22 protein-coding genes and 2 pseudogenes are annotated in these 22,672 nt (G+C 73.0%); 9 read left to right on the top strand and 15 right to left on the bottom strand.

All coding sequences use genetic code 11. The annotated features are described in order from the left end of the window. Window positions 1-187: 187 nt before the first annotated feature. From ABZ937_RS38295 to ABZ937_RS38285, 3 genes and pseudogenes are all read left to right on the top strand, one after another. A pseudogene (locus ABZ937_RS38295) lies at window positions 188-459 on the top strand (MarR family transcriptional regulator); the annotation flags it as partial. 827 nt (window positions 460-1,286) lie between these two features. Further along, window positions 1,287-1,402: pseudogene (locus tag ABZ937_RS38290) on the top strand (ABC transporter ATP-binding protein); the annotation flags it as partial. A gap of 199 nt (window positions 1,403-1,601) precedes the next feature. Further along, the gene (locus ABZ937_RS38285; protein WP_361699195.1) at window positions 1,602-2,126 is read left to right on the top strand and encodes a hypothetical protein; all 525 of its coding nucleotides are present in this window, start codon (window positions 1,602-1,604) and stop codon (window positions 2,124-2,126) included. A gap of 16 nt (window positions 2,127-2,142) precedes the next feature. Here ABZ937_RS38285 and hemC read toward each other — a convergent pair whose 3' ends face one another. The 4 genes from hemC to ABZ937_RS38265 all read right to left on the bottom strand — a co-directional run bounded on the left by hemC (window position 2,143) and on the right by ABZ937_RS38265 (window position 6,658). Then, entirely contained in the window at window positions 2,143-3,078 is a 936-nt protein-coding gene (gene hemC / locus ABZ937_RS38280; RefSeq protein ID WP_361699193.1) for a hydroxymethylbilane synthase, read from the bottom strand. A 56-nt stretch (window positions 3,079-3,134) separates the two neighbouring features. Continuing rightward, window positions 3,135-3,950, bottom strand: a complete 816-nt coding sequence (locus tag ABZ937_RS38275) for an NPP1 family protein (RefSeq protein ID WP_361699191.1) — start codon at window positions 3,948-3,950, stop codon at window positions 3,135-3,137. Window positions 3,951-4,061: 111 nt separating this feature from the next. Further along, window positions 4,062-5,042: an ATP-dependent DNA ligase gene (locus ABZ937_RS38270; RefSeq protein WP_361699189.1), complete on the bottom strand. Its 981-nt coding sequence runs from the start codon at window positions 5,040-5,042 to the stop codon at window positions 4,062-4,064. A 143-nt stretch (window positions 5,043-5,185) separates the two neighbouring features. Continuing rightward, a complete protein-coding gene (locus ABZ937_RS38265; RefSeq protein ID WP_361699187.1) occupies window positions 5,186-6,658 on the bottom strand; it encodes an MFS transporter in 1,473 nt (490 codons plus the stop codon). A gap of 239 nt (window positions 6,659-6,897) precedes the next feature. Between ABZ937_RS38265 and ABZ937_RS38260 the strand changes: the two genes are divergently transcribed. Next, a complete protein-coding gene (locus ABZ937_RS38260; protein ID WP_361699185.1) occupies window positions 6,898-7,548 on the top strand; it encodes a TetR family transcriptional regulator in 651 nt (216 codons plus the stop codon). Window positions 7,549-7,661: 113 nt separating this feature from the next. Here ABZ937_RS38260 and ABZ937_RS38255 read toward each other — a convergent pair whose 3' ends face one another. The 3 genes from ABZ937_RS38255 to ABZ937_RS38245 form a co-directional block, all read right to left on the bottom strand. After that, entirely contained in the window at window positions 7,662-8,009 is a 348-nt protein-coding gene (locus ABZ937_RS38255) for a hypothetical protein (RefSeq protein WP_361699183.1), read from the bottom strand. Window positions 8,010-8,143: 134 nt separating this feature from the next. After that, on the bottom strand, window positions 8,144-9,658 hold the full coding sequence (glpK, locus tag ABZ937_RS38250) for a glycerol kinase GlpK (RefSeq protein ID WP_361699181.1): 1,515 nt from the start codon (window positions 9,656-9,658) through the stop codon (window positions 8,144-8,146). Window positions 9,659-9,702: 44 nt separating this feature from the next. Beyond that, window positions 9,703-10,467, bottom strand: coding sequence for an IclR family transcriptional regulator (locus ABZ937_RS38245; protein WP_361699179.1), 765 nt, complete (start codon window positions 10,465-10,467; stop codon window positions 9,703-9,705). Between the two features lie 187 nt (window positions 10,468-10,654). Between ABZ937_RS38245 and ABZ937_RS38240 the strand changes: the two genes are divergently transcribed. Continuing rightward, complete coding sequence (locus ABZ937_RS38240) at window positions 10,655-11,077, top strand: ATP-binding protein (RefSeq protein WP_361699177.1); 423 nt, start codon at window positions 10,655-10,657, stop codon at window positions 11,075-11,077. Here ABZ937_RS38240 and ABZ937_RS38235 read toward each other — a convergent pair. The 3 genes from ABZ937_RS38235 to ABZ937_RS38225 all read right to left on the bottom strand — a co-directional run bounded on the left by ABZ937_RS38235 (window position 11,074) and on the right by ABZ937_RS38225 (window position 14,129). Next, on the bottom strand, window positions 11,074-12,255 hold the full coding sequence (locus ABZ937_RS38235) for a PP2C family protein-serine/threonine phosphatase (protein WP_361699175.1): 1,182 nt from the start codon (window positions 12,253-12,255) through the stop codon (window positions 11,074-11,076). The two genes, ABZ937_RS38240 and ABZ937_RS38235, sit on opposite strands and share 4 nt — an antisense overlap. A gap of 98 nt (window positions 12,256-12,353) precedes the next feature. After that, on the bottom strand, window positions 12,354-13,112 hold the full coding sequence (locus ABZ937_RS38230) for an IclR family transcriptional regulator C-terminal domain-containing protein (RefSeq protein ID WP_361699173.1): 759 nt from the start codon (window positions 13,110-13,112) through the stop codon (window positions 12,354-12,356). A 102-nt stretch (window positions 13,113-13,214) separates the two neighbouring features. Next, window positions 13,215-14,129, bottom strand: a complete 915-nt coding sequence (locus ABZ937_RS38225; protein WP_361699171.1) for an EamA family transporter — start codon at window positions 14,127-14,129, stop codon at window positions 13,215-13,217. A gap of 69 nt (window positions 14,130-14,198) precedes the next feature. Between ABZ937_RS38225 and ABZ937_RS38220 the strand changes: the two genes are divergently transcribed. From ABZ937_RS38220 to ABZ937_RS38210, 3 genes are all read left to right on the top strand, one after another. Beyond that, window positions 14,199-15,056, top strand: a complete 858-nt coding sequence (locus ABZ937_RS38220; protein ID WP_361699169.1) for a LysR family transcriptional regulator — start codon at window positions 14,199-14,201, stop codon at window positions 15,054-15,056. A 164-nt stretch (window positions 15,057-15,220) separates the two neighbouring features. After that, complete coding sequence (locus ABZ937_RS38215) at window positions 15,221-15,601, top strand: DoxX family protein (protein ID WP_361699167.1); 381 nt, start codon at window positions 15,221-15,223, stop codon at window positions 15,599-15,601. Further along, the gene (locus ABZ937_RS38210; RefSeq protein ID WP_361699165.1) at window positions 15,598-16,065 is read left to right on the top strand and encodes a peroxiredoxin; all 468 of its coding nucleotides are present in this window, start codon (window positions 15,598-15,600) and stop codon (window positions 16,063-16,065) included. The genes ABZ937_RS38215 and ABZ937_RS38210 overlap by 4 nt, the downstream gene beginning before the upstream one ends. A 56-nt stretch (window positions 16,066-16,121) precedes the next feature. Here the strand turns inward: ABZ937_RS38210 and ABZ937_RS38205 are convergent, their stop codons facing one another. Continuing rightward, window positions 16,122-16,733 carry a DNA polymerase ligase N-terminal domain-containing protein gene (locus tag ABZ937_RS38205; RefSeq protein ID WP_361699163.1) on the bottom strand — a complete coding sequence of 204 codons (612 nt, stop codon included), beginning with the start codon at window positions 16,731-16,733 and terminating at the stop codon, window positions 16,122-16,124. Between the two features lie 176 nt (window positions 16,734-16,909). Here ABZ937_RS38205 and ABZ937_RS38200 point away from each other — a divergent pair, with 176 nt between their 5' ends. Next, window positions 16,910-17,974, top strand: coding sequence for a LacI family DNA-binding transcriptional regulator (locus ABZ937_RS38200; RefSeq protein ID WP_361699161.1), 1,065 nt, complete (start codon window positions 16,910-16,912; stop codon window positions 17,972-17,974). Here the strand turns inward: ABZ937_RS38200 and ABZ937_RS38195 are convergent. From ABZ937_RS38195 to ABZ937_RS38180, 4 genes are read right to left on the bottom strand one after another with little or no spacing between them, the layout of a single operon-like run. Further along, complete coding sequence (locus ABZ937_RS38195) at window positions 17,937-19,340, bottom strand: glycoside hydrolase family 32 protein (RefSeq protein ID WP_361699159.1); 1,404 nt, start codon at window positions 19,338-19,340, stop codon at window positions 17,937-17,939. The two genes, ABZ937_RS38200 and ABZ937_RS38195, sit on opposite strands and share 38 nt — an antisense overlap. Continuing rightward, entirely contained in the window at window positions 19,337-20,191 is an 855-nt protein-coding gene (locus ABZ937_RS38190) for a carbohydrate ABC transporter permease (RefSeq protein ID WP_361699157.1), read from the bottom strand. Before ABZ937_RS38190 ends, ABZ937_RS38195 begins: the two co-directional genes overlap by 4 nt. Before the next feature lie 14 nt (window positions 20,192-20,205). Then, window positions 20,206-21,162 (bottom strand): sugar ABC transporter permease, encoded by a 957-nt coding sequence (locus ABZ937_RS38185; RefSeq protein ID WP_361699155.1) that lies wholly within the window; start codon window positions 21,160-21,162, stop codon window positions 20,206-20,208. Continuing rightward, window positions 21,159-22,568: an extracellular solute-binding protein gene (locus ABZ937_RS38180; RefSeq protein ID WP_361699153.1), complete on the bottom strand. Its 1,410-nt coding sequence runs from the start codon at window positions 22,566-22,568 to the stop codon at window positions 21,159-21,161. The genes ABZ937_RS38185 and ABZ937_RS38180 overlap by 4 nt, the downstream gene beginning before the upstream one ends. Window positions 22,569-22,672: the final 104 nt, after the last annotated feature.

The raw sequence follows: 22,672 nt of genomic DNA, 5'->3' as shown, positions 1-22,672 counted from the left end.
ACCGTGGAGGCGCGCTCGGACCGAGAAAGGGACACCGGGGCGTCCGGCGAGAGCCGGCCCCCACGGACGTGCCTCCTGTCCGAAGCACTGTGAGTCATTTTCCCACCGATGGACACATCAAAACAAATACGGGAATACCGAACAAAAGCCGCGCCGACTGATCCGGCGCCGTCTGGGGACGAGCTGCGTGGAACTGCTGCGACTGGTCGAGTCCCGGCCCGGCGTCGGCATCTCGGACGCGGCCGGCTCGTCCGGGACGGCCATCTGGTCCGCGAGACCGCCCCGGCCGACCGGCGTGCCGCCCGCCTGCGGCCGACCGCAGCCGTCGGGCAGCGCCGCCGGGCCGAACTGGTCGCCCGGCTCGGCAGGCCCGACCGGGAGGCGCTGTGCACGGCCCTGCCGAGCCTGGCCGTCACGCTGCACGAGGAGGCCGCCACTGGGGAGGCCGAGCAGCCATGACGCGCGACACCCCGTACGGACGAGGGACACCCGCCACCGCCGACGCCCGGGACATCCCGCCACCGGGCTCTCCGCACACTCCTGCCAATGACGGCAGCTCCACGCACCCTCCTGCCGCAGACGGCTCTCCGGACATCCCCGGAGCCGCCGGCGCCCGGGCTGCCACCGACGGCTCCGCCGGCCTCGCCGCCGAGGGCGCTCCGGTCACCACGGACCCGGCCGGTGCCTCCGCCTGGGCTGCCCCCGGTCGCTTCCGCCCCCGAGGCTGCCCGGGGTGCCACCGACCCGGCTGCTGCCCCCTCGGGGGCCGCCCCGGCTGCCCTCGACCCCGCCGGCGCCTTCGCCGAGGCCACTGCGGTCGCCGCTGCTGCCTCCGCCGCTGCTGCTTCGGGGCCTGCCGTAGCCTCCGCCGAGGCAGCCCCGGTCGCCACGGATCTGGCCGCTGCCCCACGAGGGCCGCCCGGCTGTGCTCGACCCCGCCGACGCCTCTGCCGGTGCCTCTGCGGAGGCGCCTGCGGCCTCCGTCGAGGTCGTTGCAGTCGCTCCGACCCTGCGGGTGCCTCCGTCGATGCTGGCCCCCGCTGCCCCACCTCGGGGGCCGCGCGGCTGCCGTCGGCCCCGCCGGTGCCTCCGCCGAGGCGGTACTGGTCGTCACAGATCTGGCCGCTGCCCCTCGGGGGCCGCCCGGCTGTGCTCGACCCCGCCGACGCCTCTGTCGGTGCCTCCGCGGAGGCGCCCGCGGCCTTCGTCGAGGTCGCTGCAGTCGCTCCCGGCCCTGCGGGTGCCTTCGCCCCGCCGCTGCCCCCTACGGGACCGCCTCGGCCGCCCTGGCCGCGCCCGATCGGCTTGATCTTGCTGTGCGCGAAAGGAGGTGTTCGGGCTGCTCGGGCCGAACGGGGTCGGTGAGTGCACCGCGATCCGGTGCGTCACCATCCTTCGGCCGGCCCGTTGATCTTGTCGCGGACGTGATGTGCGGCACGCACCCCTGTCCGGCCGGAACGGGCTGTCGGCGGATTCTTCCTGGGCAGCGCTTGATCAGCGATCAAAGCGGGCGAATCCCCTGGCCACAGCGCATTCTGCTCATTTGACAGTGTGCTGAGCTCACAGATAGACAGCAGCTCTCGAAGGTCGAGAGGGGCACTGTGTACGAGCCGAACGTGGTCGGAGACTGGCAGGAGTACGAGGAGCATGCCGGTCTGCGGGTCCGCGTCCACCGACTGGAGGCGGCCGAGCCGCCGCGCGGTCGGGACGACGCCGCCGCCGGGCTGACGTACTTCAGTCTCCGGGTGACAGTCGAGAACCGTGGCGCCCGGAACTACGGCATCCACCTGGAGGACGGTCAGATCGACGTCCGCGTCGGCCCGGACGGCGAGGGCGCTTTCATCGACTGGCGCAATTCCCAGTTCATCGAGGGCTTCGACGTCTACCCGCTGCGCCGGGCCACCGCTGTGCTCTACGCCGCCGCGCCCGAGGCCGCCCTCACCCACGTGGACGTGCAGGTGCAGCTGCGGGTGGACGAGGAGTGGGCCGAGCGCCGGCTGTGGACGGGCGGTATCGGCGTCCTGGAGTCGGCCGCGGCGGCCACCCCCGCGGGCGCCGGTCAGGGCAGTCTGGCCCACCAGGTCAGCGTCTTCCTGAGGGACCAGACGGAGCCCGGTTCCGCCTGACCGTGCCGTGGCGGGCTCAGTGCGGGATGCCGTCGATGATCTCCCGCGCGCCCTGCCGGAGCAGCGCCACCGCCACCGAGGTGCCGAGTGTGGCCGGATCGAGCCGGCCCGCCCACTCGTGGGCGTTCAGCCGGGTCTTGCCGTCCGGGGTGAAGACACAGGCCCGCAGGGAGAGTTCCCCGCCGCGGTCCACGCGCGCGTACCCGGCGATGGGACTGTTGCAGTGCCCCTGGAGCACGTGCAGGAACATCCGCTCGGCCGTCGCCTCCCGGTGCGTGGCGGGGTCGCCGAGCCCGCTGACCGCGTCGATCAGCGTGGTGTCGTCCTCCCGGCACTGCAGGGCGAGGATGCCCGCGCCGATCGGCGGCATCATCGTCTCCGGGGACAGCACCTCGCTGATCACGTCGGTCCGGCCGATGCGCTCCAGGCCGGACACCGCGAGGAGCAGCGCGTCCGCCTCTCCGGCGGCCAGCTTCTCCAGCCGTCGGTTGGCGTTGCCGCGGAACGGCACACACTCCAGATGCGGGTGGGTGGTGGCCAGTTGGGCGATCCGGCGCACCGAGGAGGTGCCGATCCGGGCCCCGTCCGGCAGCTCGTCCAGGGTGAGCCCGCCCGGGTGCACCAGCGCGTCCCGGATGTCGTCCCGCTTCAGGAACGCGGCGAACACCGTCCCGGCCGGCAGCGGCCGGTCGGCGGGCACGTCCTTGACGCAGTGCACCGCGAGATCGGCCTCCCCGGCCAGCAGGGCGGCGTCCACCTCCTTGGTGAACGCGCCCTTGCCCTCCACCTGGGACAGATCGCCCATCCACTTGTCACCGGTCGTCTTCACCGGGACGACCTCGGTCCGTACGCCCGGGTGCAGTACGGCCAACTCGGCGCGGACCCGCTCGACCTGGGCCAGGGCCATGGGCGAGTCGCGGGAGACGATACGGATCAGTTCCGGCGCAGACATGGGGGACACGATAGACCCTCGGATGCCCCGCGCTCACGGACATGTGGGAGGGCGGCTCACGCGTTGGGGTCGAACGCGATCCCGGACGGCTTCGCCGACGCCAGGTGGGAGGCGAAGCTGTCGTCCTTCAGGCCGAAGTGCGCGCTCCCGAAGTCGTAGGCGCTCAACTTCTCGCGCAGGCCCGCCGGATAGCCGTTCCAGCCGACCAGGGGCGGGTACTGCCAGGTGTGCTTGTGGTTCTCCGGCGGCTCGTCGTTCGCGCCCGCGAGCCGGAAGCAGTGCGTGCTGATGCCGTCCTTGTGGTAGACGACCTTGGCATGCGTGCCCTCGAAGCGGACCTCGGAGGCCGGGTGCACGGTGAACGAGCCGTGGTTCGACGTCGACACGTACCGGACCTGCCCGTCCTGCACCCACACCGCCACGTGCTCCCAGTCGTGCCGGTGCCCGCCGATGCTGCTGCCGGCCAGCGCCTGGTCCTTCTCGAAGTACAGGCCGTAGAGGTAGGCGCACCAGCCGTTGTTGCACTTGGCGCGTGAGTAGCTGTTGGTGTTGTCGAGGTCGGAGGCGTCGTGGCAGTTGCCGTTGAGGGCGCCGGTCGGGTTCAGGCCCCCGTTGACCGTGCCGTCGGGGCCGATGGCCGGGGTCGGGTAGCAGCCGTCCGTGTCGTAGTCGAAGGCCGGCTGGTACGTCAGTTCGGCGGCCTCGGCGTTCTTCGGCAGGGCCAGGGGCGGGGCGGCGAAGGCGGCGGCGGGGAAGGCGACGACGAGGGCGGCGGCGGCCGGCACGGCGAACCATCTGCCGCGCCGGGCACGGTGAGCGAACGAGGGCACGGATTTCCTCCAACAGCGGTGGGGCGCAGGGGAGTTCAGCATCCCGTGAGCGCACCACGCTGCCAAGGGGTCACATGCGTCGCAGGAGTGAAGCGCGGCCGAACACCTGCCGCCGCTCCGGACGATGGGCGGATCGAAGGCCGACTCCGCTGCCTACGCGAGGTCTTCCGGCAGGTCCGCCGCCGACTCCTCCGGGGTGAGGTCCGGGCGCAGGCGCAGCCAGGACGGCTGGCGCAGCATGCCGTTCCGGGTCCGGGTGCTGTAGCTGACCTCGCCCACCAGCAGGGGCAGCACCCAGCGGGCGCCCGGCACGCGCGGCACGGGGTCGAAGGGGCACCGGTCGCTCGCCGCCTCCCGCAGCAGTCCCGCCAGCTGGGTGCGCTCGGCCTCGCTCCAGCCGGTGCCCACCCCGCCGACGTACCGCAGCCGTTCGTCCGCGTCGCGCTGGCCGACCAGCACCGCGCCGGGCAGCCCGCTCAGCCGTCCCTTGCCGGGCAGCCAGCCGCCGACGACCACGTCCTCGGCCCGCATGTTCCGGATCTTGATCCAGGCGCGGGAGCGCACCCCGGGCTCGTACACCGAGTCCAGCCGCTTGCACACCAGGCCCTCCAGGCCGTGCTCCCGGGTGGCGCGCAGCGCCTCGGCGCCGTGCCCGGTCACGGCGGCCGGTGTCGACCAGTACGGCCCGGCGAGCCCCAGCCCCTCCAGCCGCGCCCGCCGTCGTACGTAGGGCTGCCGTACCAGGGACTCGTCCAGGTACGGCACGTCGAACAGCACCAGGTGCACCGGCATTTGGGCGGCCCGGCGCGCCGCCCGCGCGGGGGCGTGCGCGAGACCCATCCGGCTCTGCAGCAGCTGGAAGTCGGCCCGGCCCCGCTCGTCCAGGGCCAGCACCTCGCCGTCCAGCACGGCGGGGGCGGCGCCCAGGGCCGCGCCGAGCGGTCGCAGCTCGGGGTAGGCCGCCGTGATGTCCTCGCCCGAGCGTGCGCGCAGCAGCACCGTGCCGTCGCCGGGCAGATAGACCATCACCCGCTGCCCGTCCTGCTTGGTCTCGTACGCCCACCGCGTGTCCTGGGCGGCCGGCGGGAGGGTGCCCGGGGTGGCGAGCATCGGCGGGATGAGTGGCAGGGTCACGGCGGTCACGGCAGAAGGTCTCGACCGGGCCCGGCACCCTCACGCGCCTTTCCGCGCGGGTTCCCCTGAACGGGCCCCGTCCCCCGGCACCGACGTCGCACGCGCCGGGACCGGGGTGGCCGGCGCGGGTGCCGGGCGCCCGCTCAGGCGACCTGTTCGGCCGACGGCTCGGTGGCCGCCGTCGCCGGGGCCGTGCCGTCGGGGCGGTGGCGGGGGAGGAAGGCGGCGAGGACGAAGGCGAGGGCCGCCGCGCCCGCGCCGATCGCCATGACGACCTTGAAGCCGCTCTCGGACGGCAGCGCGCGGCCGCCGAGGCTGATCGTCATCTGGGCCAGGATCACCCCCGCGACCGCGCTGGCCGCCGAGGTGCCGATGGACCGCATCAGCGTGTTGAGGCTGTTGGCGGCGGCCGTCTCGGACGGCGGCACCGCACCCATGATCAGGGCCGGCATGGCGCCGTAGGCGAAGCCGACACCCGCGCCGACGACACAGGAGACCAGTACCAGCTGCCAGACCTCGCTCATCAGCACGATGTTGAGTCCGTACCCGGCGGCGACGATGATCGCGCCGGTCATCAGCGTGACCTTCGGCCCCCGGGACTTGGTGATCATCGCGGAGACCGGGGCCATGGCCATCATCACCAGACCCTGCGGGGCCATCACCAGGCCCACGGTGAGCATGGACCTGCCGAGGCCGTAGCCGGTCTGCGTGGGCAGCTGGAGCAGCTGCGGCAGCACCAGGGACATCGCGAACATCGAGAAGCCGAACGCGATGGAGGCCAGGTTGGTGAACAGCACCTGGCGGCGGGCCGTGGTCCGCAGGTCGACCAGCGGCTGCGCCGTACGCAGCTCGAAGAGGCCCCAGGCCGGCAGGACGACGACGGCGAGGGCGAACAGGCCCAGGGTGGTGCCGCTGCCCCAGCCCCAGTCGGCGCCCTTGGAGACGGCCAGCAGCAGCGAGACCAGCCCGACCGCCATGCCGAGCGCGCCGGCCAGGTCGAAGCGCCCACCGGTGCGCACGCTCGACTCCGGCACCAGGCCCAGCACGCACAGGAACGCGACGACGCCGAGGCTCGCGGAGGTCCAGAACAGCACGTGCCAGTCGAAGTGGTCGGCGATGAAGGCCGCGGCGGGCAGTCCGAGGGCACCGCCGACGCCCAGCGAGGCGCTCATCAGCGCGGTGGACCCGGCCAGCTTCTCCGGCGGCAGCTCGTCGCGCATGACGCTGATGCCCAGCGGCACCACGGCGGCGGCGAGACCCTGCAGGGCGCGGCCGGCGATCATCGGGACCAGGGTGTCGCTGAGCGCGCACACCACCGAGCCGGCCACCAGCAGCACCAGGCTGACCAGCAGCAGGCGCCGCTTGCCGAACATGTCGCCGAGCCGGCCGGCCACCGGGGTGGCGACGGCGGCGGCCAGCAGCGTGGCCGTGACCGCCCAGGCCGCGTCGGACGCCGAGGCGTGCAGATAGCCGGGCAGCTCCGGAACGATCGGGATCACCAGGGTCTGCATCAGCGACACGGTGATGCCGGCCAGGGCCAGTACCGCGACCACGGCACCCGGCCGGGCCGGAGCGGAGCTGTCGGCCTCGGCGGGCCGGGCGGGGGCGTCGGACATGAGAGGGAACCTTCCGAGGAGCGGGAGAGGAGCGCCGGACGGGACGACCGACCGCAATTTAAGTCAACTGCTTGACTTACTCTAGCGATGGGCTGCGGCGTGCGCGGGGCCGGTCCCCGTGGGCCCGATCGGCCCCGTAGGCTGCACTCGCTGGACCTCGCCGCCCCGGTCGAGGACCTGGTACGGAGCGCGGGACCGGCCGGACCAGGGCGGTGCGCAGTCCCGGAGCGGTGGTGAGCATGGCGCGCAGTACGGCGCGGGCCGAGCAGGTGAGCGCGACGCGGGAGGCGATCCTGACCGCGGCGGAACGGCTGTTCGCCGAGCACGGCGTGTACGCCGTCTCCAACCGCCAGGTCAGCGAGGCCGCGGGGCAGGGCAACAACGCCGCGGTCGGCTACCACTTCGGCACCAAGGCCGACCTGGTGCGCGCGGTCGCCCGGCGGCACGCCGGGCCCATCGAGGCGCTCAGGGAACGGGCCCTCGCGGCGGCAGAGGGCTCCACGGACGTCCGCGACTGGGTCGACTGCCTGGTCCGCCCGGTCACCGAGCACCTGGCCGGACTCGGCAGCCCCACCTGGTACGCCCGGTTCTGCGCCCAGGTGATGACCGATCCGGCGCTGCACGAGATCATGGTCGAGGAGTCCCTGACCTCGCCGGCGCTGCGCGAGGCGATCGAGGGTCTGAACCGCACCCTCCCGGAGCTGCCGCCCGAGGTCCGCGCCGAGCGCGGCCAGATGGTCCGGGTACTGATCCTGCACACCTGCGCCGAACGGGAGCGGGCCCTGGCCGCGGGCACCCCGACCCCGCGCGCCTCCTGGAGCGAGGTCGCCACGGGGCTCGCGGACGCGATCGTGGGCCTGTGGCTGGCCCAGGCCGGCGGCACCCGCTGAATGCATGCGGCTCCTCGGGATGCGCTACGACAGGGGTCGCGCTGCCGCGACCACAGGAGCGCGCTCCCGAGGAGTCCGGAAGAACATGGGTGAGCCGGCCGGAGCGGGAGCGGTCAGGTGAAGGTGACCGACCGGAGCTTCAGGCGCTCGCTGCCGTACCCGGTGAACGGGCGCAGCGTGAACGAGTCGCCGGTGCAGTCCGGCTCGGTGAAGACCGTCGTGAACGCGTTGGTCCGGTTGCGCGGCGAGTGGGCGGGCGAACTGGAGCCGGGGTCCGCGACCTCCGGGAGGGTGTGGCACACCCCGCTCTCCGGGGCGTCCAGCACGCCGGTCCGCGGGGCGCCGTCCAGGCCGGTGTAGACGTACGTGAACTGCCCCTCCGCGGCCGAGGCGGAGGCGGGAACGGTCAGGACCAGGGCGAGTGCGCCGAAGGCGGCGACCGCGGCATGACGGAGACGCATGGCAGAGCTGTCCCTTCACCAGGAGCGATGACGTGCGGAGATCACTCTTCCGAGGTGCACGCCGCCCCGGGAGGCCGGTCGGCCGCCGAATCGATCCCCCGTCACCCGAACGGCCGAGCGCCGCCCGGCCGGGGTCAGGGTGACCGCGGCGGTCTGACCCACCCCAGCGACCGCTCGACGGCCCGCTGCCAGTTGTCGTACTCCGACTCCCGCAGCGCGGGGTCCATGTCGGGCAGCCACTGGGCGGCCTTGTGCCAGTTGCGGCGCAGCACCTCCAGGTCGGACCAGTAGCCGGCGGCGAGCCCGGCCGCGTAGGCGGCGCCCAGCGAGACCGTCTCGGCGACCATGGGCCGCACCACGGGCACGCCGAGCACGTCGGCCACGAACTGCATGAGCAGATTGTTCGAGGTCATGCCCCCGTCCACCTTCAGCTGCTGCAGGGAGACCGAGGAGTCGGCGTTCATGGCGTCGACGACCTCCCGGGTCTGCCATCCCGTGGCCTCCAGCACGGCACGCGCCAGGTGCCCCTTGGTGATGTACGAGGTGAGGCCGACGACGACGCCGCGCGCGTCGCTGCGCCAGCGGGGCGCGAACAGCCCGGAGAAGGCGGGGACGATGTAGCAGCCGCCGTTGTCCTGGACCGTCCGCGCGAGCGTCTCGATCTCCGGGGCGCTGCTGATCAGGCCCAGGCGGTCCCGGAACCACTGGACGAGCGCGCCGGCGATGGCGATCGACCCCTCCAGGGCGTAGGCCGGCCGCTGGTCCCCTATCTTGTACGCGACGGTCGTGAGGAGTCCGTGCCGGGACCGTACGAGGTCGCCCCCGGTGTTGAGCAGCAGGAAGCTGCCCGTTCCGTAGGTGCACTTGGCCTCGCCCGGGGCGAAGCAGGTCTGGCCGAAGAGGGCGGCCTGCTGGTCGCCGAGCGCGGCCGTGATGGAGACACCCGGCAGGAGCGCGCGGGCCTCGCCGTACGGCTCGGCGGACGACCTGATCTCGGGCAGCATCGAGCGGGGCACCCCGAAGAAGGTCAGAAGCTCGTCGTCCCAGGTGAGCGTGCGAATGTTCATCAGCATCGTGCGGCTGGCGTTGGTGGCGTCGGTGATGTGCAGGCCGCTGCCGGCGCCGCCGGTGAGATTCCAGATCAGCCAGCTCTCCATCGTCCCGAACAGCACCTCGCCGTCCTTGGCGCGCTGCTCGACACCCTTGACCTGGTCGAACAGCCACCGGATCCGCAGCGCCGAGAAGTAGGTCGAGGGCGGCAGGGCGCACCGGTCCAGGAAGAACTCCTCTCCGGGGCTGTGCCGGAGGTCCTCGACGAGCGGTGCCGTACGGGTGTCCTGCCAGACGATCGCCCGGCCCAGCGGAGCGCCGGTCCGCCGGTCCCAGAGAACCGTCGTCTCCCGCTGGTTGGCCAGGCCGATGGCGGCGACCTGCCCCTGGCCGACATCGGCGGCGGACAGCGCCTCCGGCACGATCCGCCGCAGGTTCTGCCAGATCTCGACGGCGTCGTGCTCGACCCAGCCGGGCCGGGGGAAATGCTGCTGATGTTCCTTCTGCGAGACCGAGACCAGCCGCCCGCGGTGGTCGAACAGGATGCATCGGGTCGAGTTGGTGCCCTGATCGATGGACATTACGTACCGTTCAGCCATGATCGGGTCTGCCTTCCGACGGATCGAGGGGCGGCTGTCCTGGCCTACCAGCGGGCGGCTCCCAGATCTCTGGAGATCGCCCGCGCGGCCTCACGGATCAGGGTGACCAGGCTCGGGCGGGGGTGGCCCTGGCTGTCGCAGAGCCGCTCGACCGGACCGGACAGCCCGATGGCGCCCACGACGAGACCGCCGTGCCCCCGGATCGGCGCCGCGATCCCGGCCTCGCCCATGCTCATCTCCTGGATCTCGGCGGCCCAGCCGACCTCCCTGACCTCGGTGAGCGCCCGGGCGAGCCGCTCCGGGTCGACCAGGGTGTGCCGGGTGTACGCCTCCAGCGGCTTCTGGGCCGGCTCGACGGTCGCGGTGCCGTAGGCCAGCAGCACCTTGCCCAGAGAGGAGGCGTGCAGCGGCAGCAGCGCGCCCACGTCCAGCGTCTGGAAGGTGTCGTCGGGCCGGAACACATGGTGGACGATCAGGACGCTGCCCTCCAGGGGCGTCCCCAGGCGTACCGCCTCCCCGCTGCGGGCGGCCAGGGCGTCGGCCCAGTTCAGGGAGCGCGAGCGCAGCTCGTTGACGTCCAGGTAGCTGGTGCCGAGATGCAGCAGCGCGGCTCCGAGCTGGTACTTCCCGGTCGCCGCGTCCTGCTCCACGAAGTCCACGTGCTGGAGCGTGCGCAGAATGCCGTGGGCGGTACCCTTCGCCAGCCCCAGCGAAGCCGCCACCTCGCCGAGCCCGAGTCGGCGAGGCCCACCGGCGAGCAGACGCAGAATCGCCGCCGCCCTTTCGATCGACTGGACCGGGCCGGTCATGAAGCGAGCCTATTACCGCCGCGGACGCTTCGCCCCGCGGACGGAGGACGCACGGGAACCGCGGCGTTCGGTAATGCCGACCGCCATTCATTGACCCACCCGATTTGTGTCCATACGGTGCATGGGAGCCCGGGAAGAGCGCCGGGATACGGCGCCGGACCGGCTGGACACACCATCAGGAGAGAACATGGCGGCACAGCTCAACACGCTGCTTCGGGCGGCATGCGAACACATGTGTTCGGTGCCGCCCGTCCCCGGCGCCGTCTCGGCCGTACGCCGGCGGGTCGCCGCGGTCCTCGCCGACTGGAGCGTGTGTCCGGAGATCGTCGACGACGCGCTGCTCGTGGTGTCGGAGCTGGCCACCAACGCCGTCATTCACGCCCGGCCCCCGGCCGAGCTGCGGCTCTCCTGGGTGCGCGGCGACGGCGACCGCACCCTGCGCGTCGAGGTCACCGACCAGGGACCCGCGATTCCGGGACAGTCCCTCGCCGGGATCGACCCGGACGAGCACGGCCGCGGCGAGACGATCGTCCACGCCCTGGCGACCCGACACGGCATACGCCTGCACGCCGACGGCGTGACCCGGTGGGCCGAACTGGTCGCGGTCTAGAGCGCCGCCTCCGACCGGGGCAGCACCCGCACCGGCTCGTCCGCGCCCTGCTTCCGCAGCAGAAGCAGGGCCGCGTCGTCGTGCAGCCGCCCGCCCACGTGCGCCAGCAGCTCGTCGTGGAGCGCGGTGAGCGTGCGCGCCGGCTCGTCGGAGACACACCGGGCCAGCCCGTCGACCAGCGGATAGAACGCGCGCGACTGATCGCGGGCCTCGGTGACCCCGTCGGTGTACAGCAGCAGCTGGTCCCCCACCCCGAAGTGCAGGCGCTGGAGGCGGGGGGAGGTGTCCAGCAGGGAGCGCAGCCCGAGGGGCGGCGTGGGATAGGCGGGTTCCACCGCGGCGACGTCCCCGGACGCGGAGATCACCAGCGGCGGCGCGTGCCCGCAGTTGACGACCTCCAGCTCCCCGGACCGGGGCAGTCCGACGACCACGGCGGTGACGAAGTCGTCGGGGCCCAGATTGCGCGCCAGGCTCCGCTCGATCCTGCTGACGACCGCGAGCAGGTCGGGCTCGTCGTACGCGGCCTCGCGGAACACCCCGAGCACGAGCGCGGTGGTCCCCACCGCGGGCAGCCCCTTGCCGCGCACGTCGCCGACGATCAGCCGGACTCCGTGCGGGGTGGGCACCAGGGCGTACAGGTCCCCGCCGATCCGGGCCTCCGCCGCGGCGGCGCTGTAGCGGACGGCCACCTGGAACGGGCCGACGGTCTCCGGGACGGGGTGGAGCAGGGCGTGCTGGGCGGCCTCGGCGACGGAGCGGACGGCCGCGAGGACCCGTTCCCGGCGGACCCGCAACGCGCCGGCCAGGCCGCTCGCCGCGGTGACGGCCAGCAGGGCGCACAGGACGGCCGCCAGCTCTCGGGCCGACACACCGTGTCCGAGGCCCAGGAACGTGCCCGTCGCCATGGCGAGCAGACCGGCCCAGAGCACACCGCGCGGCGCGTTGGTGGTGGCCGCCAGCGCGGGAGCCGCCGCCAGCAGCGGCAGCCAGACCGTCCCCGCCCCTCCGGCCAGGCCGACGAGCACGACGACGGCGACGACCAGCACCGGCAGCACGCGCGTGCCCGAGGTCAGCTGCCCGGTGGCATGCCGGCGCAGCGATGCCCAGCCGTCGGCCACACGGTTCCTGGGCAGCCGCATCGGCGCGTGGTCGCCTCGATGGTGTCGGGCCTGGCTCATGTTTCGTCCGCAGTCCTCACCTGTAGGGGTTGCGCACCCGGAATGTCCGTTTCGTCAAGGAAACGGGTCGGGCACGGGGTGCCACAAGGAGCGGATTTTCAGATAGTGAGCGAGAGGCTCCTGGTCACACGACTCGCGATCGGGAGCAGTCGTGCCCGGATGTCCTGGAGCTGGGCCCGTCGGTCCACCGGCAGGGAGACTCCGAGCGAGCCGGGCGTGTCCCCGCGGTACACGGGCACGGCGACACACACCGTGCCGAGCGCGTACTCCTCCAGGTCCGTGACGGCGGGCGCCAAGGGGGGCGTGTCGAGCCTGCGGAGCAGCTCCGGGAGGCTGGTGATCGTCCGTGGCGTGAGGTCGGCGAGGTGGTGCCTGGACAGATAGTCCCGGCGGGCCTCCTCGTCCAGCTCACGCAGCACGGACTTGCCGAGTGCGGTGGCGTGCCCGGCGTCCTCGAACCCGACCCAGAGATCCACTCGCGGCGTACGCGGGCTGTCGACGATCTCGGCCACCCTGATCTCGCCGTCCTCGTAGAACGTGAGGTACGCGGCGCTGGACAGGTCGTCCCGCAGCGCCGCCAGGGCCGGCCGCACCCGGCTGAGCAGCGCCTGCGCGCGGCTCGTCGCCTGCAGGGTGTTCAGTTTGTCGCCGAGGACGAAGCCGCCGTCGGCCAGCTTCCGCACGTATCCGTCGTGCACCAGGGTGCGCAGCAGGTGGTAGGCGGTGGCCAGGGGCAGCCCCGTCTCGCGCGCCAGCTGTTTCGCCGGCGCGCCGTTCTCGTGCGCACTCACCGCCTCCAGCAACCGGAAGGCCCGCTGCACGGAGCTGATGAGTGTGGGGCCGTCCTGAGCACCCATACGACCAGGTTGCCGCGGGCACCTGGCACGAGCAAGGCAGGCCGGGAAGGGAACGCCGTACCGGCCGCCGTGAGGGGGGTGCCCGGCCGGTCGACGCGCCGCTCAATGCCGTGCCGCAGTGAGGCTCAGCGTGTTCGCCACCACCACCGCGCCGATCCCCGTCCACTCCGCCGCGCCGAGCCCCTGGCCGAGGATCACCCAGCCGACCACGGCCGCCAGGACCGGGTTGACGCTCATGAACAGGCCGAACGTCTGCGCCGGCACATGGCGCAGGGTCAGCAGGTCGGCCACGTACGGCACGGCCGAGGAGAGGACCCCGGCGGCCACGGCGCACAGTACGGCCCCGGCGGTCGGCGGGTGGGAGAGCGCGACGGCGACACCGACGGGCAGGAAGGCCAGGGCGGACACGGCCGAGGCCGCCGCCGCGCCCTGTGCCCCGGGGACGCGCCGCCCGACGACCCGGTTGAGCAGGATGTACGACGCCCAGCAGCACGCGGCGGCCAGGCCCAGGGCCATCCCCGTGTAGTCGGCGGAAGGGCTCGGCCGCATCAGGACGACGACCCCGGCACCGGCCAGCACCGCGCACCCCGCGTCCAGCCGGCGCCGGGACGCGGCGAGCGCGATGGTGAGCGGCCCGAGGAACTCCAGGGTCACGGCGAGGCCCAGGCCGATCCGGTCCACGGCGCTGTACAGGCTGAGGTTCATCGTGCCGAACACCCCGCCGAGCAGCAGCACCGGCCACCACTGCCGCCAGGTGAAGCGGCGCAGCCGGGGGCGGGCGACGGCGCACAGGACGAGCGCGGCGACGTACTGCCGTACCGCCACCACACCGAGCGGACCGAGGACGGGGAAGGCCAGCGCGCCGACGGCCGCGCCGGTCTGGTTGGAGAGCCCGCTGCCGGCCAGGACGGCCAGTCCGGCCGACCGCCGGGGCCGGGGCGGGGACGGCGACTGGTGCGCGGGCACGCTCGCGGTCACGGACCCGGCGGCTCCCGGGTGTTGGAGAGCTGATCGCATGATCGGGATCGTGCGCCGCCCCGCTACTTGCGCAAAATGCATCCGCGTTTCGATCTATACGCTGAGCGTATGCAGGATATCGATCTGCGCCAGTTGCGCTGTCTCGTTGCCATCGTCGACGAGGGCACGTTCACGGACGCGGCGATCGCCCTGGGCGTCTCCCAGGCCGCCGTGTCGCGCGCCGTCGCCTCCCTCGAACGCGCCCTGGGCGTACGGCTCCTGAGGCGCACCTCCCGCGAGGTGACCCCCACCGCGACCGGCATGCGCGTGGTGGCGCAGGCCCGGCGGGTGCTCGCGGACGTGTCCGACCTGGTCCGGGAGGCCACCTCGGGGCACACCCGGCTGCGTATCGGCTATGCCTGGTCGGCGCTGGGCCGGCACACGGTCGCCTTCCAGCGCCGCTGGAGCGCGGCCCACGGCGACACCGACCTGCATCTGGTCCGCGTCAACTCGCCCTCCGCCGGGCTCGCCGAGGGCGCCTGCGACCTCGCCGTCGTCCGCAGACCGCCGGACGACCGGCGCTTCGACACCGCCATCGTCGGGCTGGAACGGCGGCTGTGCGCGCTCGCCGCCGACGACCCGTTCGCCCGGCGCCGCTCCGTGCGGCTCGCCGACCTCGCCGACCGGGTCCTGCTCGTGGACCGCCGTACCGGCACGGCCACCCCCGACCTCTGGCCGCCGGAGGTCCGGCCGGCCACCGAGGAGACGCACGACGTCGACGACTGGCTGACCGTCATCGCCGCCGGGCGAGGCATCGGGGTGACCGCCGAGTCCACCGCGCACCAGTACCGCAGGCCCGGCATCGTCTACCGGCCGGTGCGCGACGCCGAACCCGTCGCCGTACGGCTCGCCTGGTGGCGCGACGACCCGCATCCGGCGCTCCAGGCGGTGCTCGAACTGCTCACGGAGCTGTATCGCACCGGGTGACTCCGCACGCGTGCCAAGGCCGCGCTCACCGCCGGTGGCGAGCAGCCGGCCGAACCGGCGGACCTCGGCGCGGCGATGGAGAAGGGGGGACCGGAACGCGCGAACGGCCCCCAGGGTGTCTACCGTCCAGTAATATCCGGCGGCAGGACACCAGAGGAGGAACCGTGCCCCGGTCCGAACGCTCACCCCTGCTGCTGGCCGGCCTGCTGGCCGCCGCCGGGGTCGCCCACTTCGCCTCGCCACGCCAGTTCGACGCGACCATCCCCCGCCGGCTGCCGGGCTCGCCCAGGGCCTGGACGTACGGCAGCGGGGCCGTCGAGCTGGCCCTGGCGGCCGGGATCGCGGCACCCCGGACGCGCCCGCTCGCCGCGAAGGCGGCAGCCGCCTTCTTCGTCGGCGTGTTCCCGGCGAACGTCCAGATGGCCGTCGACTGGCGCGACCGGCCGGCGCCGCTGAAGGCGGCTGCCCTGGCCCGGCTGCCCCTCCAGCTGCCCCTGGTGCTGTGGGCGCGCGGAGTCGCCCGGAACGGGGAGGGACGGTCGTGACCGAACGCATCGCCGTCGGGGACAAGGCCGAGGACTTCGCCCTGCCCGACGAGACCGGTACCACCCGCCGGCTCACCGAGCTGCTGACCGAGGGCCCGGTCGTCCTCTTCTTCTACCCCGCCGCCCTCAGCCCCGGCTGCACCTCCGAGGCCTGCCACTTCCGCGACCTCGCCGCCGAGTTCGCCGCCGTCGGCGCCCGGCCCGTCGGCATCAGCGGCGACGACGTCGACAAGCAGCAGGAGTTCGCCGGCCGCCACCGCCTCGGCATCCCGCTGCTGTCCGACCCCGACGGCACGGTCCGCGAACAGTTCGGTGTCAGACGCGGCTTCTCCCTCGTCCCGACCAAACGCGTCACGTTCGTGATCGCCCAGGACCGCACCGTCCTGGAGATCGTCCGCAGCGAACTGCGCATGAACAGCCACGCCGACCGGGCCCTCGCCGCCCTGCGCGCCCACCGGGGCTGAACGGCGCCGACCGGCCGCTCGATGCGCACGGGCTGCCCCGGGGAACAGCCGGCACCTCACTCCGCGTCGTCGGCCGCCGCGACCTGGGCCAGGGTGCGTCCGGTGCGCACCGAGCGGGCCCGGCGAGGGTCGGGCGTGCCGTGCCCGGCCGACCGCGCCGGCCCCTTGCGCACCAGCAGCCAGGCCTCCTCCTCGTCCTCACCGCTGCGGAAGCGGGTGAGGGCGTACTCGCCGTGCAGCTTGGTGCCGTGCAGCCGGAAGGTGGCGTGCCCGCGCTCCAGCGACTCCCCGAAGTCCACCGGGCGCCCCCTGCGGTCATGGCTGAGCGGCTCGTACGTCCCGCGGTCCCACACGATCACGGTGCCGCCACCGTACTCGCCCTTCGGGATCACGCCCTCGAAGTCCTCGTACTCCAGCGGATGGTCCTCGGTCGGCACCGCCAGCCGCTTGTCCGCGGGATCGCTGGACGGGCCCTTGGGGATCGACCAGGACTTCAGCACGTCCTCGACCTGGAGCCGGAAGTCGAAATGCATACGGCGCGCATCGTGGATCTGGACCACGAAACGAGGCTCGTCGCCCCCGCCGGGGGCCGTCTCGCCCGACGGCTCGCGGGTCCGCTCGAAGTCGCGCTTGCCGCGGTACGTCCGCAGCCGGTCCTCAGCAGCCACGTGCGGCTCCTTCCGTACGACCGCCTCACCGCGCCCCCGAGTACCCCGGACCCGGCCCTTCAGCCCGCGACAGCCCGGCCGACGACGGGACCGTCCCTCGACTGTGTCGTCCCTCCAGCCACGCGGATAGGCTGAGCGGTGATCAACCGGGCGGGTGGGAGAGGGCAGCGGACGGCATGGGCGGCGGCGCGGACAGGAACGGCACGGGCGGCGGGCGGCCCACCTCGCGGGACGTCGCCCGGCTCGCCGGCGTCTCGCACACCGCCGTCTCCTTCGTCTTCAACGGCCGCGCCGAGGGCAACCTCTCACCCGCCACCCAGGAACGCATCCGGCAGGCCGCCGCCCAGCTCGGCTACCGGCCCGACCCCGTCGCCCGCGGCCTGCGCCGCCGCCGTACGGCCGTGATCGGCCTGGTCACCGACGAGATCGCCGCGTCCCCGTTCGCCGGGCGACTGCTGCGCGGGGCCATGGAGACCGCCTGGGACAGCGACCACCTCGTCCTCACCGTGGACTCCGGCGGCGACCCCGCCAAGGAGGACGCGGCCGTCGCCGAACTCCTCGACCGGCGCGTCGACGGCATCATCTACGCCGCGATGTCCCTGCGCCGGGTCCGGGTCCCCGAGGGCCTGCACCGCACCCACTCCGTGCTCGCCAACTGCCTGCCCGACGACGACTCCCTGCCCGCCGTCATCCCCGCCGAGCGGGCCGGCGGCCGTACGGCCGCACGCCTGCTGCTGGAGGCCGGGCACCACAGGGTGGCCCTGGTCGGCGGGCAGGACGACATCGCCTCGGTGGAGCGGCTGCGCGGCTACCGGGACGCCCTGCGCGCCGAGGGCATCACCGTGCCCCGGGAGTGGGTCGTCCGCACCGGCGGCGAGATCACCAGCGGCCACGAGGGAGCCGTCCGGCTGCTCGACGGCACCGCCCCGGACCGCCGGCCCACCGGGATCTTCTGCTACAACGACCGGGTCGCGGCAGGCGTGCTGCATGCCGCGACCCGGCTCGGGATCGCCGTACCCGGCGAGCTGTCGGTGGTCGGCTACGACGACCAGGAACACATGGCCGCCTACCTCACCCCGGCCCTCACCACCGTCGCGCTGCCGCACCGGGCGATGGGCGAGGCCGCGGCCCGGCTGCTGCTCGACGCCATCGACACCGGCCGCACCCCGCCCGCCACCGTACGGCGGCTGGCCTGCCCCGTCGTCAGCCGCGCCTCGGTGGGACCTGCTCCCACGCGCTGACCTCGGCGTCCCCGTCCACCAGCAGCTCGGCGACATCGTCCGGCCGGCGGTACACCCGCTCCGTCACCGTCGCCCGGTCCGCCACGAACAGTTCGAGCAGCGAGCCGTCCCCGAGGACCCGGACGCTGAGCCGCGGCCCCGGCGGCACCCGTACCGTGACCGGCGCGGATCCCTCGCCGCCCGAGCGGGGCCGGCCACCGTGGTCCAGGACGGCGGTGCCCGTGTCCGGGTCCAGCCGGACGGTCAACGCGCCGTCCGCCGCCCGCAGCAGCGTGACCGTGGTGGCACCGCGCGCCGTCACGGTCAGGTCGTACGACAGCGGGAGCGGTACCGCCCGGCCCGGGACGGTCGCGAACGGCTCGGCCGCGCGCAGGAGGTCCAGCTCCGGGGCCGGTACGACCCGGAGGGCGCCGTCGGGGTGGACGTCGACGACCCGGGGTGCGGTGAGGGTGCCCGCCCAACCCGCCGCCAGCACCGACGCCGCGTCCCGCGCCTCCCACGACCAGCCCCACATCAGGGCACGGCCGGACTCCTGGAGGACGGCGGGGGCGTAGAAGTCCCGGCCGTGGTCGAGCCGGCCACCGGTGCGGGGAGAGAAGACCAACTCACCGTCCCCGGCAGCTCTCAGGCGGCCGGTCAGGTAGCCGGTCGAGCAGGGACGGCCGTCCCACAGGGACACCACGAGCACGTGCGCGCCGCCGGACGTCTCGAACAGCTGCGGGCACTCCCAGCCGACCGCCTTGTCGCCGAACGCGCCGGCGGCGGCCGGGTCATGGCCGTCCAGCAGCACGCCCGCGAACCGCCAGTCGGTCAGCTCGTCGCAGTCGTAGAGCAGCACCGACGGGGTGCCGTCGGCATGGCCGGCGCCGACGAGGGCCCAGCGCCGGCCGCCGTACCGGAAGACGAAGGGGTCACGGAACATCACCACGTCGAGTCCGGGCGGCGGTGCCGCGACCACCGGGGTGGGCAGGGGCCGCCAGGAGAGGAGCCGCTCGTCGGCCGGGTCGGCCGCGCGGGCCAGGCAGACGGTGCCGAGCCCGGTGTGGGAACGGTCGACGCCGGTGTACACCGCCGTGGGCACGCCACCGTCGTCCACCACGCACCCCGACCAGCAGCCCGCCTCGTCGGGGCCACCGGGCGTCGGGGTGAGGGCGATCGGGTGGTGCTCCCAGTGGACGAGGTCGGGACTGGAGGCGTGGCCCCAGTGGATGTCGGCGTGCACCGGCGCGGCCGGGTTGTGCTGGTAGAAGAGGTGATGGCGGCCCCGCCAGCGGAAGGGCCCGTTCGGGTCGTTGACCCAGTTGGCGGGCGGGCGGACCCGGAAGCGGGGGGCGGCCGGGTCCGGGGTGGGAGCGGCGGGGCTCAACGGTTGACTCCTGCGGAGGTGATGCCCTCGCGGAGAGGGCGCTGGCCGACGACGAACACGGCGACGGCAGGGAGCATGGAGAGGACGACACCGGCGAGGACCACCGAGATGGAACCGGTGCCGAGGTTGCCCTGCAGGGAGACCAGCCCCAGCGGCAGGGTGTAGTTCTGGCCGGAGGTCTCCAGGATCAACGGGCGGAAGAACTCGTTCCAGTGATAGTTGAAGGCCAGCACGCCGACGATCGCCAGACCCGGCCGGGCCAGCGGGGCGTACACGGACCGGAAGATCCGCCAGGGCCCGGCGCCGTCCAGCATCGCCGCCTCGCCCAGGTCCTTCGGCATGCCGAGGAAGTACTGGCGCATCAGGAAGGTTCCGAACGCGGTCGGAAACGCCGGAACGATCAGACCGAGCAGCGTGTCGGTCAGGCCCATCGACTTGAGCACCAGGAACACCGGGACGATCGTGACCTGCAAGGGGACCATCATGGTCGCCAGCACCAGACCGAACAGCGGCTTCTTGAAACGGAAGTCGAGCCGGGCGAACGCGTAACCGGCGAGCCCCGCGGTGATCATCTGGCCGATCGCGATCAGAGCGGTCACGAGAGTCGAGTTGAGCGCGAGCAGCCACACATCGATCTGCTCGAACACGCCGTGATAGGCGGCGGTACTGGGGTGCGCCGGAACGATCTGCGGCGGCAGATCGAACGAGTCCGCCGGAGTGCGCAGCGAGGTGGACACGGTCCACACGACCGGGCCGAGGGTCAGCAGCGCACACGCGGTCAGCCCGGCGATCCGCGCCCAGGGCCCGAGCGCGTACCGGGCACGGCTGAAGGTCAGGGTTGCTTGGCTCATGGGACTCACCCGGCTCACTGGTAGTGGACGAAACGCCGGCTGAGCCGGAACTGGACGGCGGTGACCGCCATGATCAGCACGAACAGCAGCACGCCCACCGCGGACGCCTCACCGAACCGCAGCTGCTCGAACGCCCTCTCGTAGATGACCATCACGACCGTGCGGGTGGAGTCGCCGGGCCCGCCGTCGGTGAGGACGTACGGCTGCTCGAAGACCTGCAGCGCGTTGATGATGCCGACCACCGAGGCCACCAGCAGGGTGGGGGAGAGCAGGGGCAGCGTGATGGCGAGGTGCTTGCGCAGGCCGGTCGCGCCGTCGAGCGCCGCGGCCTCGTGCACCTCCTTGGGGATGTTGTTCAGTCCGCCCACGAACAGCAGGAACGAGAACCCGAACTGCTGCCACACGTACACGACGATCACCGTGGCCATCGCGCCGTGCTCGGAGGTCAGCCAGGGCACCGGAGCGATCCCGATCAGCCCGATCAGCCAGTTGACCACTCCGAAGTCCTGGTTGAACAGGTACTTCATCACGACCGAGATGGACGCCGCGGAGAGCACGAGCGGGAAGAAGAACGCCGAGCGGAAGACCGATCGCAGCCACCCCGGCATCCGGCCGTTCAGCGTCAGCGCGAGCGCCAGGGCGATCAGGAGCTGCGCGGCGACCGCAAAGACCATGAAGACGAGCGTGTTGCGGAAGGACACCAGAACAGTCGAATCGCTGAACACCTCCCGGTAGTTGGCCGCACCGGAGAAATCAGGCGAATCGATCACGTTCCAGTGGAAGAGGCTCAGTACGACCGAACCGACGATCGGTACGACCGTGAAGATCACGATCCCGACCACGGTAGGCGCCAGGAACACCGCCGCCAGCAGCCGCGTCCCCCGCTCGCGCGCCGAAGGCCGCCCGGCCGCCACGGCCGGCGTCGCGGCCCGCCGCCGGACGGCGGGAATCCGGGTGTCCGTCTCCGTCATACGTCACGCTCCATGGCCTTCTCCAGATCTCCCTGCATCCGCCGCAGCGCGGGCCCGACCGAGCGCGGGCTCGCCAGCGCCGTCCCGGTGTGCTTGAGCAGCACCTGGGTCACCTCGGCGACCTGCGGCGGAGCCGGAATGGGCCCGGTGTCGGGGAACTTGTCGAGGGTGTCGTAGAAGACCCGCCAGTGGGCCGGGCCGGTCTCCCGGTAGCGGTCCGCGGTCAGCATCGAACGGCGGGCCGGGGTCGTCTGGTTGGTGGTGAACAGCGTGCCCAGGGTGTCCAGCCGGGCCGAGTACTTGATGAACTCCCAGGCCGCGTCCTGCTGCTTCGAGGTGCGCAGCAGCGCGTAACCGGCCGCGCCGAACTGGTGCCGCTGGGTGTGCCGGCGCGGGAAGTACTGCACGTCGAAGCCGTCGGCGCGCATCCCGGCGAGATGCAGACCGCCCGCCCAGAAGCCGCCGGCCGGTGTCACCCCGACCCGGCCGGTGGAGAACACCCCGATCAGATTCTGGCCGTTGCCGCCCTCGGGCCGGGTGCACAGCCCCTCCTGGACCAGGGCGGCGAGATAGTCGTACGCCTCCACGACCCGGTCGTCCGTGGCCTGCGGGGTCGTCCAGCGGAAACCACCGCCGCGGCCCTCGCGCCGTACCGCCGGATAGAAGGTGTCCCACAGCCAGGAGCCGCCCGGCGCCTTGGACTCGGCCAGCAGGTTGGTGCCGTTCGCGAACAGCCAGGGCACCACCCCGCCCCACAGCCGGTTGGTCCAGAAGTACGGCGTGAAGCGGGAGTCGCTCGCCTTCTTCATCCGGCGCAGCAGCGCGGTGAAGTCGTCCCGGGTCCAGTCGGCGGCCGGGAAGTCCGCGCCGGCGCGCCGCAGCACCTGGGTGTTGAGGTACATGTCGGCGGCGTTGAACTCGATCGGCAGCTGGTACAGGCTGCCCTCGTACATCATCGACTCCACCAGCGAGGGATGGACGTCGGCGAAGTACTCCGTCAGCTCGGCCGCGTCCCGCTTCACCCAGCGGTCCAGCGGCACGCCCAGGTGCCGGGCGAACAACTGCACGCCCTCGGTGGCCACATAGACCAGGTCGGGTGCGGTGCCCGCCGCGATCTGCGTGAGGATCTTCGCGAAGAAGTCCGACCAGTCCACGGCCTGCACCGCGTTGATCCGGACCTTGATGTCGGGGTGCAGCGCCCGGAAGCCGTCGACCAGGGCGCGGACCCCGGCCGGAGCGAACGCGGAACCCAGGGTGGCGACGACGAGCGAGCCGTCGTCGCGGCCGGGAATGTCGGCCCCGGTGAGCCGGTCCCAGCTCGCGGCGGTACCGGCGAGCGCGGCGGCCCCCGCGCCGTAGGCGCCGTAGCGCAACAGGGCGCGGCGGGAGAGGAGCGAGTCGGTCATCCAGATGTGCCTAACTCGTGTTAGTCAAGGTGTGATGCCCCAGATGATGAGAAGCGGGTCACACCCGTGTCAAGGCGTGGAAACACTTGACCTTTAACGAGTTA

It is taken from the genome of Streptomyces sp. NPDC046727, assembly GCF_040645635.1.
Lineage (GTDB): Bacteria > Actinomycetota > Actinomycetes > Streptomycetales > Streptomycetaceae > Streptomyces.
The sequence above is the reverse complement of the archived record's forward strand: the minus strand, read 5'-3'. Positions and strand labels throughout refer to the sequence as shown.

Coding starts and splice junctions, on each gene's coding strand:
- hemC (WP_361699193.1), bottom strand. CDS start 3,078: ATGTCTGCGCCGGAACTGATCCGTATCGTCTCCCGCGACTCGCCCATG.
- ABZ937_RS38275 (WP_361699191.1), bottom strand. CDS start 3,950: ATGCTGAACTCCCCTGCGCCCCACCGCTGTTGGAGGAAATCCGTGCCC.
- ABZ937_RS38265 (WP_361699187.1), bottom strand. CDS start 6,658: ATGTCCGACGCCCCCGCCCGGCCCGCCGAGGCCGACAGCTCCGCTCCG.
- ABZ937_RS38260 (WP_361699185.1), top strand. CDS start 6,898: ATGGCGCGCAGTACGGCGCGGGCCGAGCAGGTGAGCGCGACGCGGGAG.
- ABZ937_RS38255 (WP_361699183.1), bottom strand. CDS start 8,009: ATGCGTCTCCGTCATGCCGCGGTCGCCGCCTTCGGCGCACTCGCCCTG.
- glpK (WP_361699181.1), bottom strand. CDS start 9,658: ATGGCTGAACGGTACGTAATGTCCATCGATCAGGGCACCAACTCGACC.
- ABZ937_RS38245 (WP_361699179.1), bottom strand. CDS start 10,467: ATGACCGGCCCGGTCCAGTCGATCGAAAGGGCGGCGGCGATTCTGCGT.
- ABZ937_RS38240 (WP_361699177.1), top strand. CDS start 10,655: ATGGCGGCACAGCTCAACACGCTGCTTCGGGCGGCATGCGAACACATG.
- ABZ937_RS38235 (WP_361699175.1), bottom strand. CDS start 12,255: ATGAGCCAGGCCCGACACCATCGAGGCGACCACGCGCCGATGCGGCTG.
- ABZ937_RS38230 (WP_361699173.1), bottom strand. CDS start 13,112: ATGGGTGCTCAGGACGGCCCCACACTCATCAGCTCCGTGCAGCGGGCC.
- ABZ937_RS38225 (WP_361699171.1), bottom strand. CDS start 14,129: ATGCGATCAGCTCTCCAACACCCGGGAGCCGCCGGGTCCGTGACCGCG.
- ABZ937_RS38220 (WP_361699169.1), top strand. CDS start 14,199: ATGCAGGATATCGATCTGCGCCAGTTGCGCTGTCTCGTTGCCATCGTC.
- ABZ937_RS38200 (WP_361699161.1), top strand. CDS start 16,910: ATGGGCGGCGGCGCGGACAGGAACGGCACGGGCGGCGGGCGGCCCACC.
- ABZ937_RS38190 (WP_361699157.1), bottom strand. CDS start 20,191: ATGAGCCAAGCAACCCTGACCTTCAGCCGTGCCCGGTACGCGCTCGGG.
- ABZ937_RS38185 (WP_361699155.1), bottom strand. CDS start 21,162: ATGACGGAGACGGACACCCGGATTCCCGCCGTCCGGCGGCGGGCCGCG.
- ABZ937_RS38180 (WP_361699153.1), bottom strand. CDS start 22,568: ATGACCGACTCGCTCCTCTCCCGCCGCGCCCTGTTGCGCTACGGCGCC.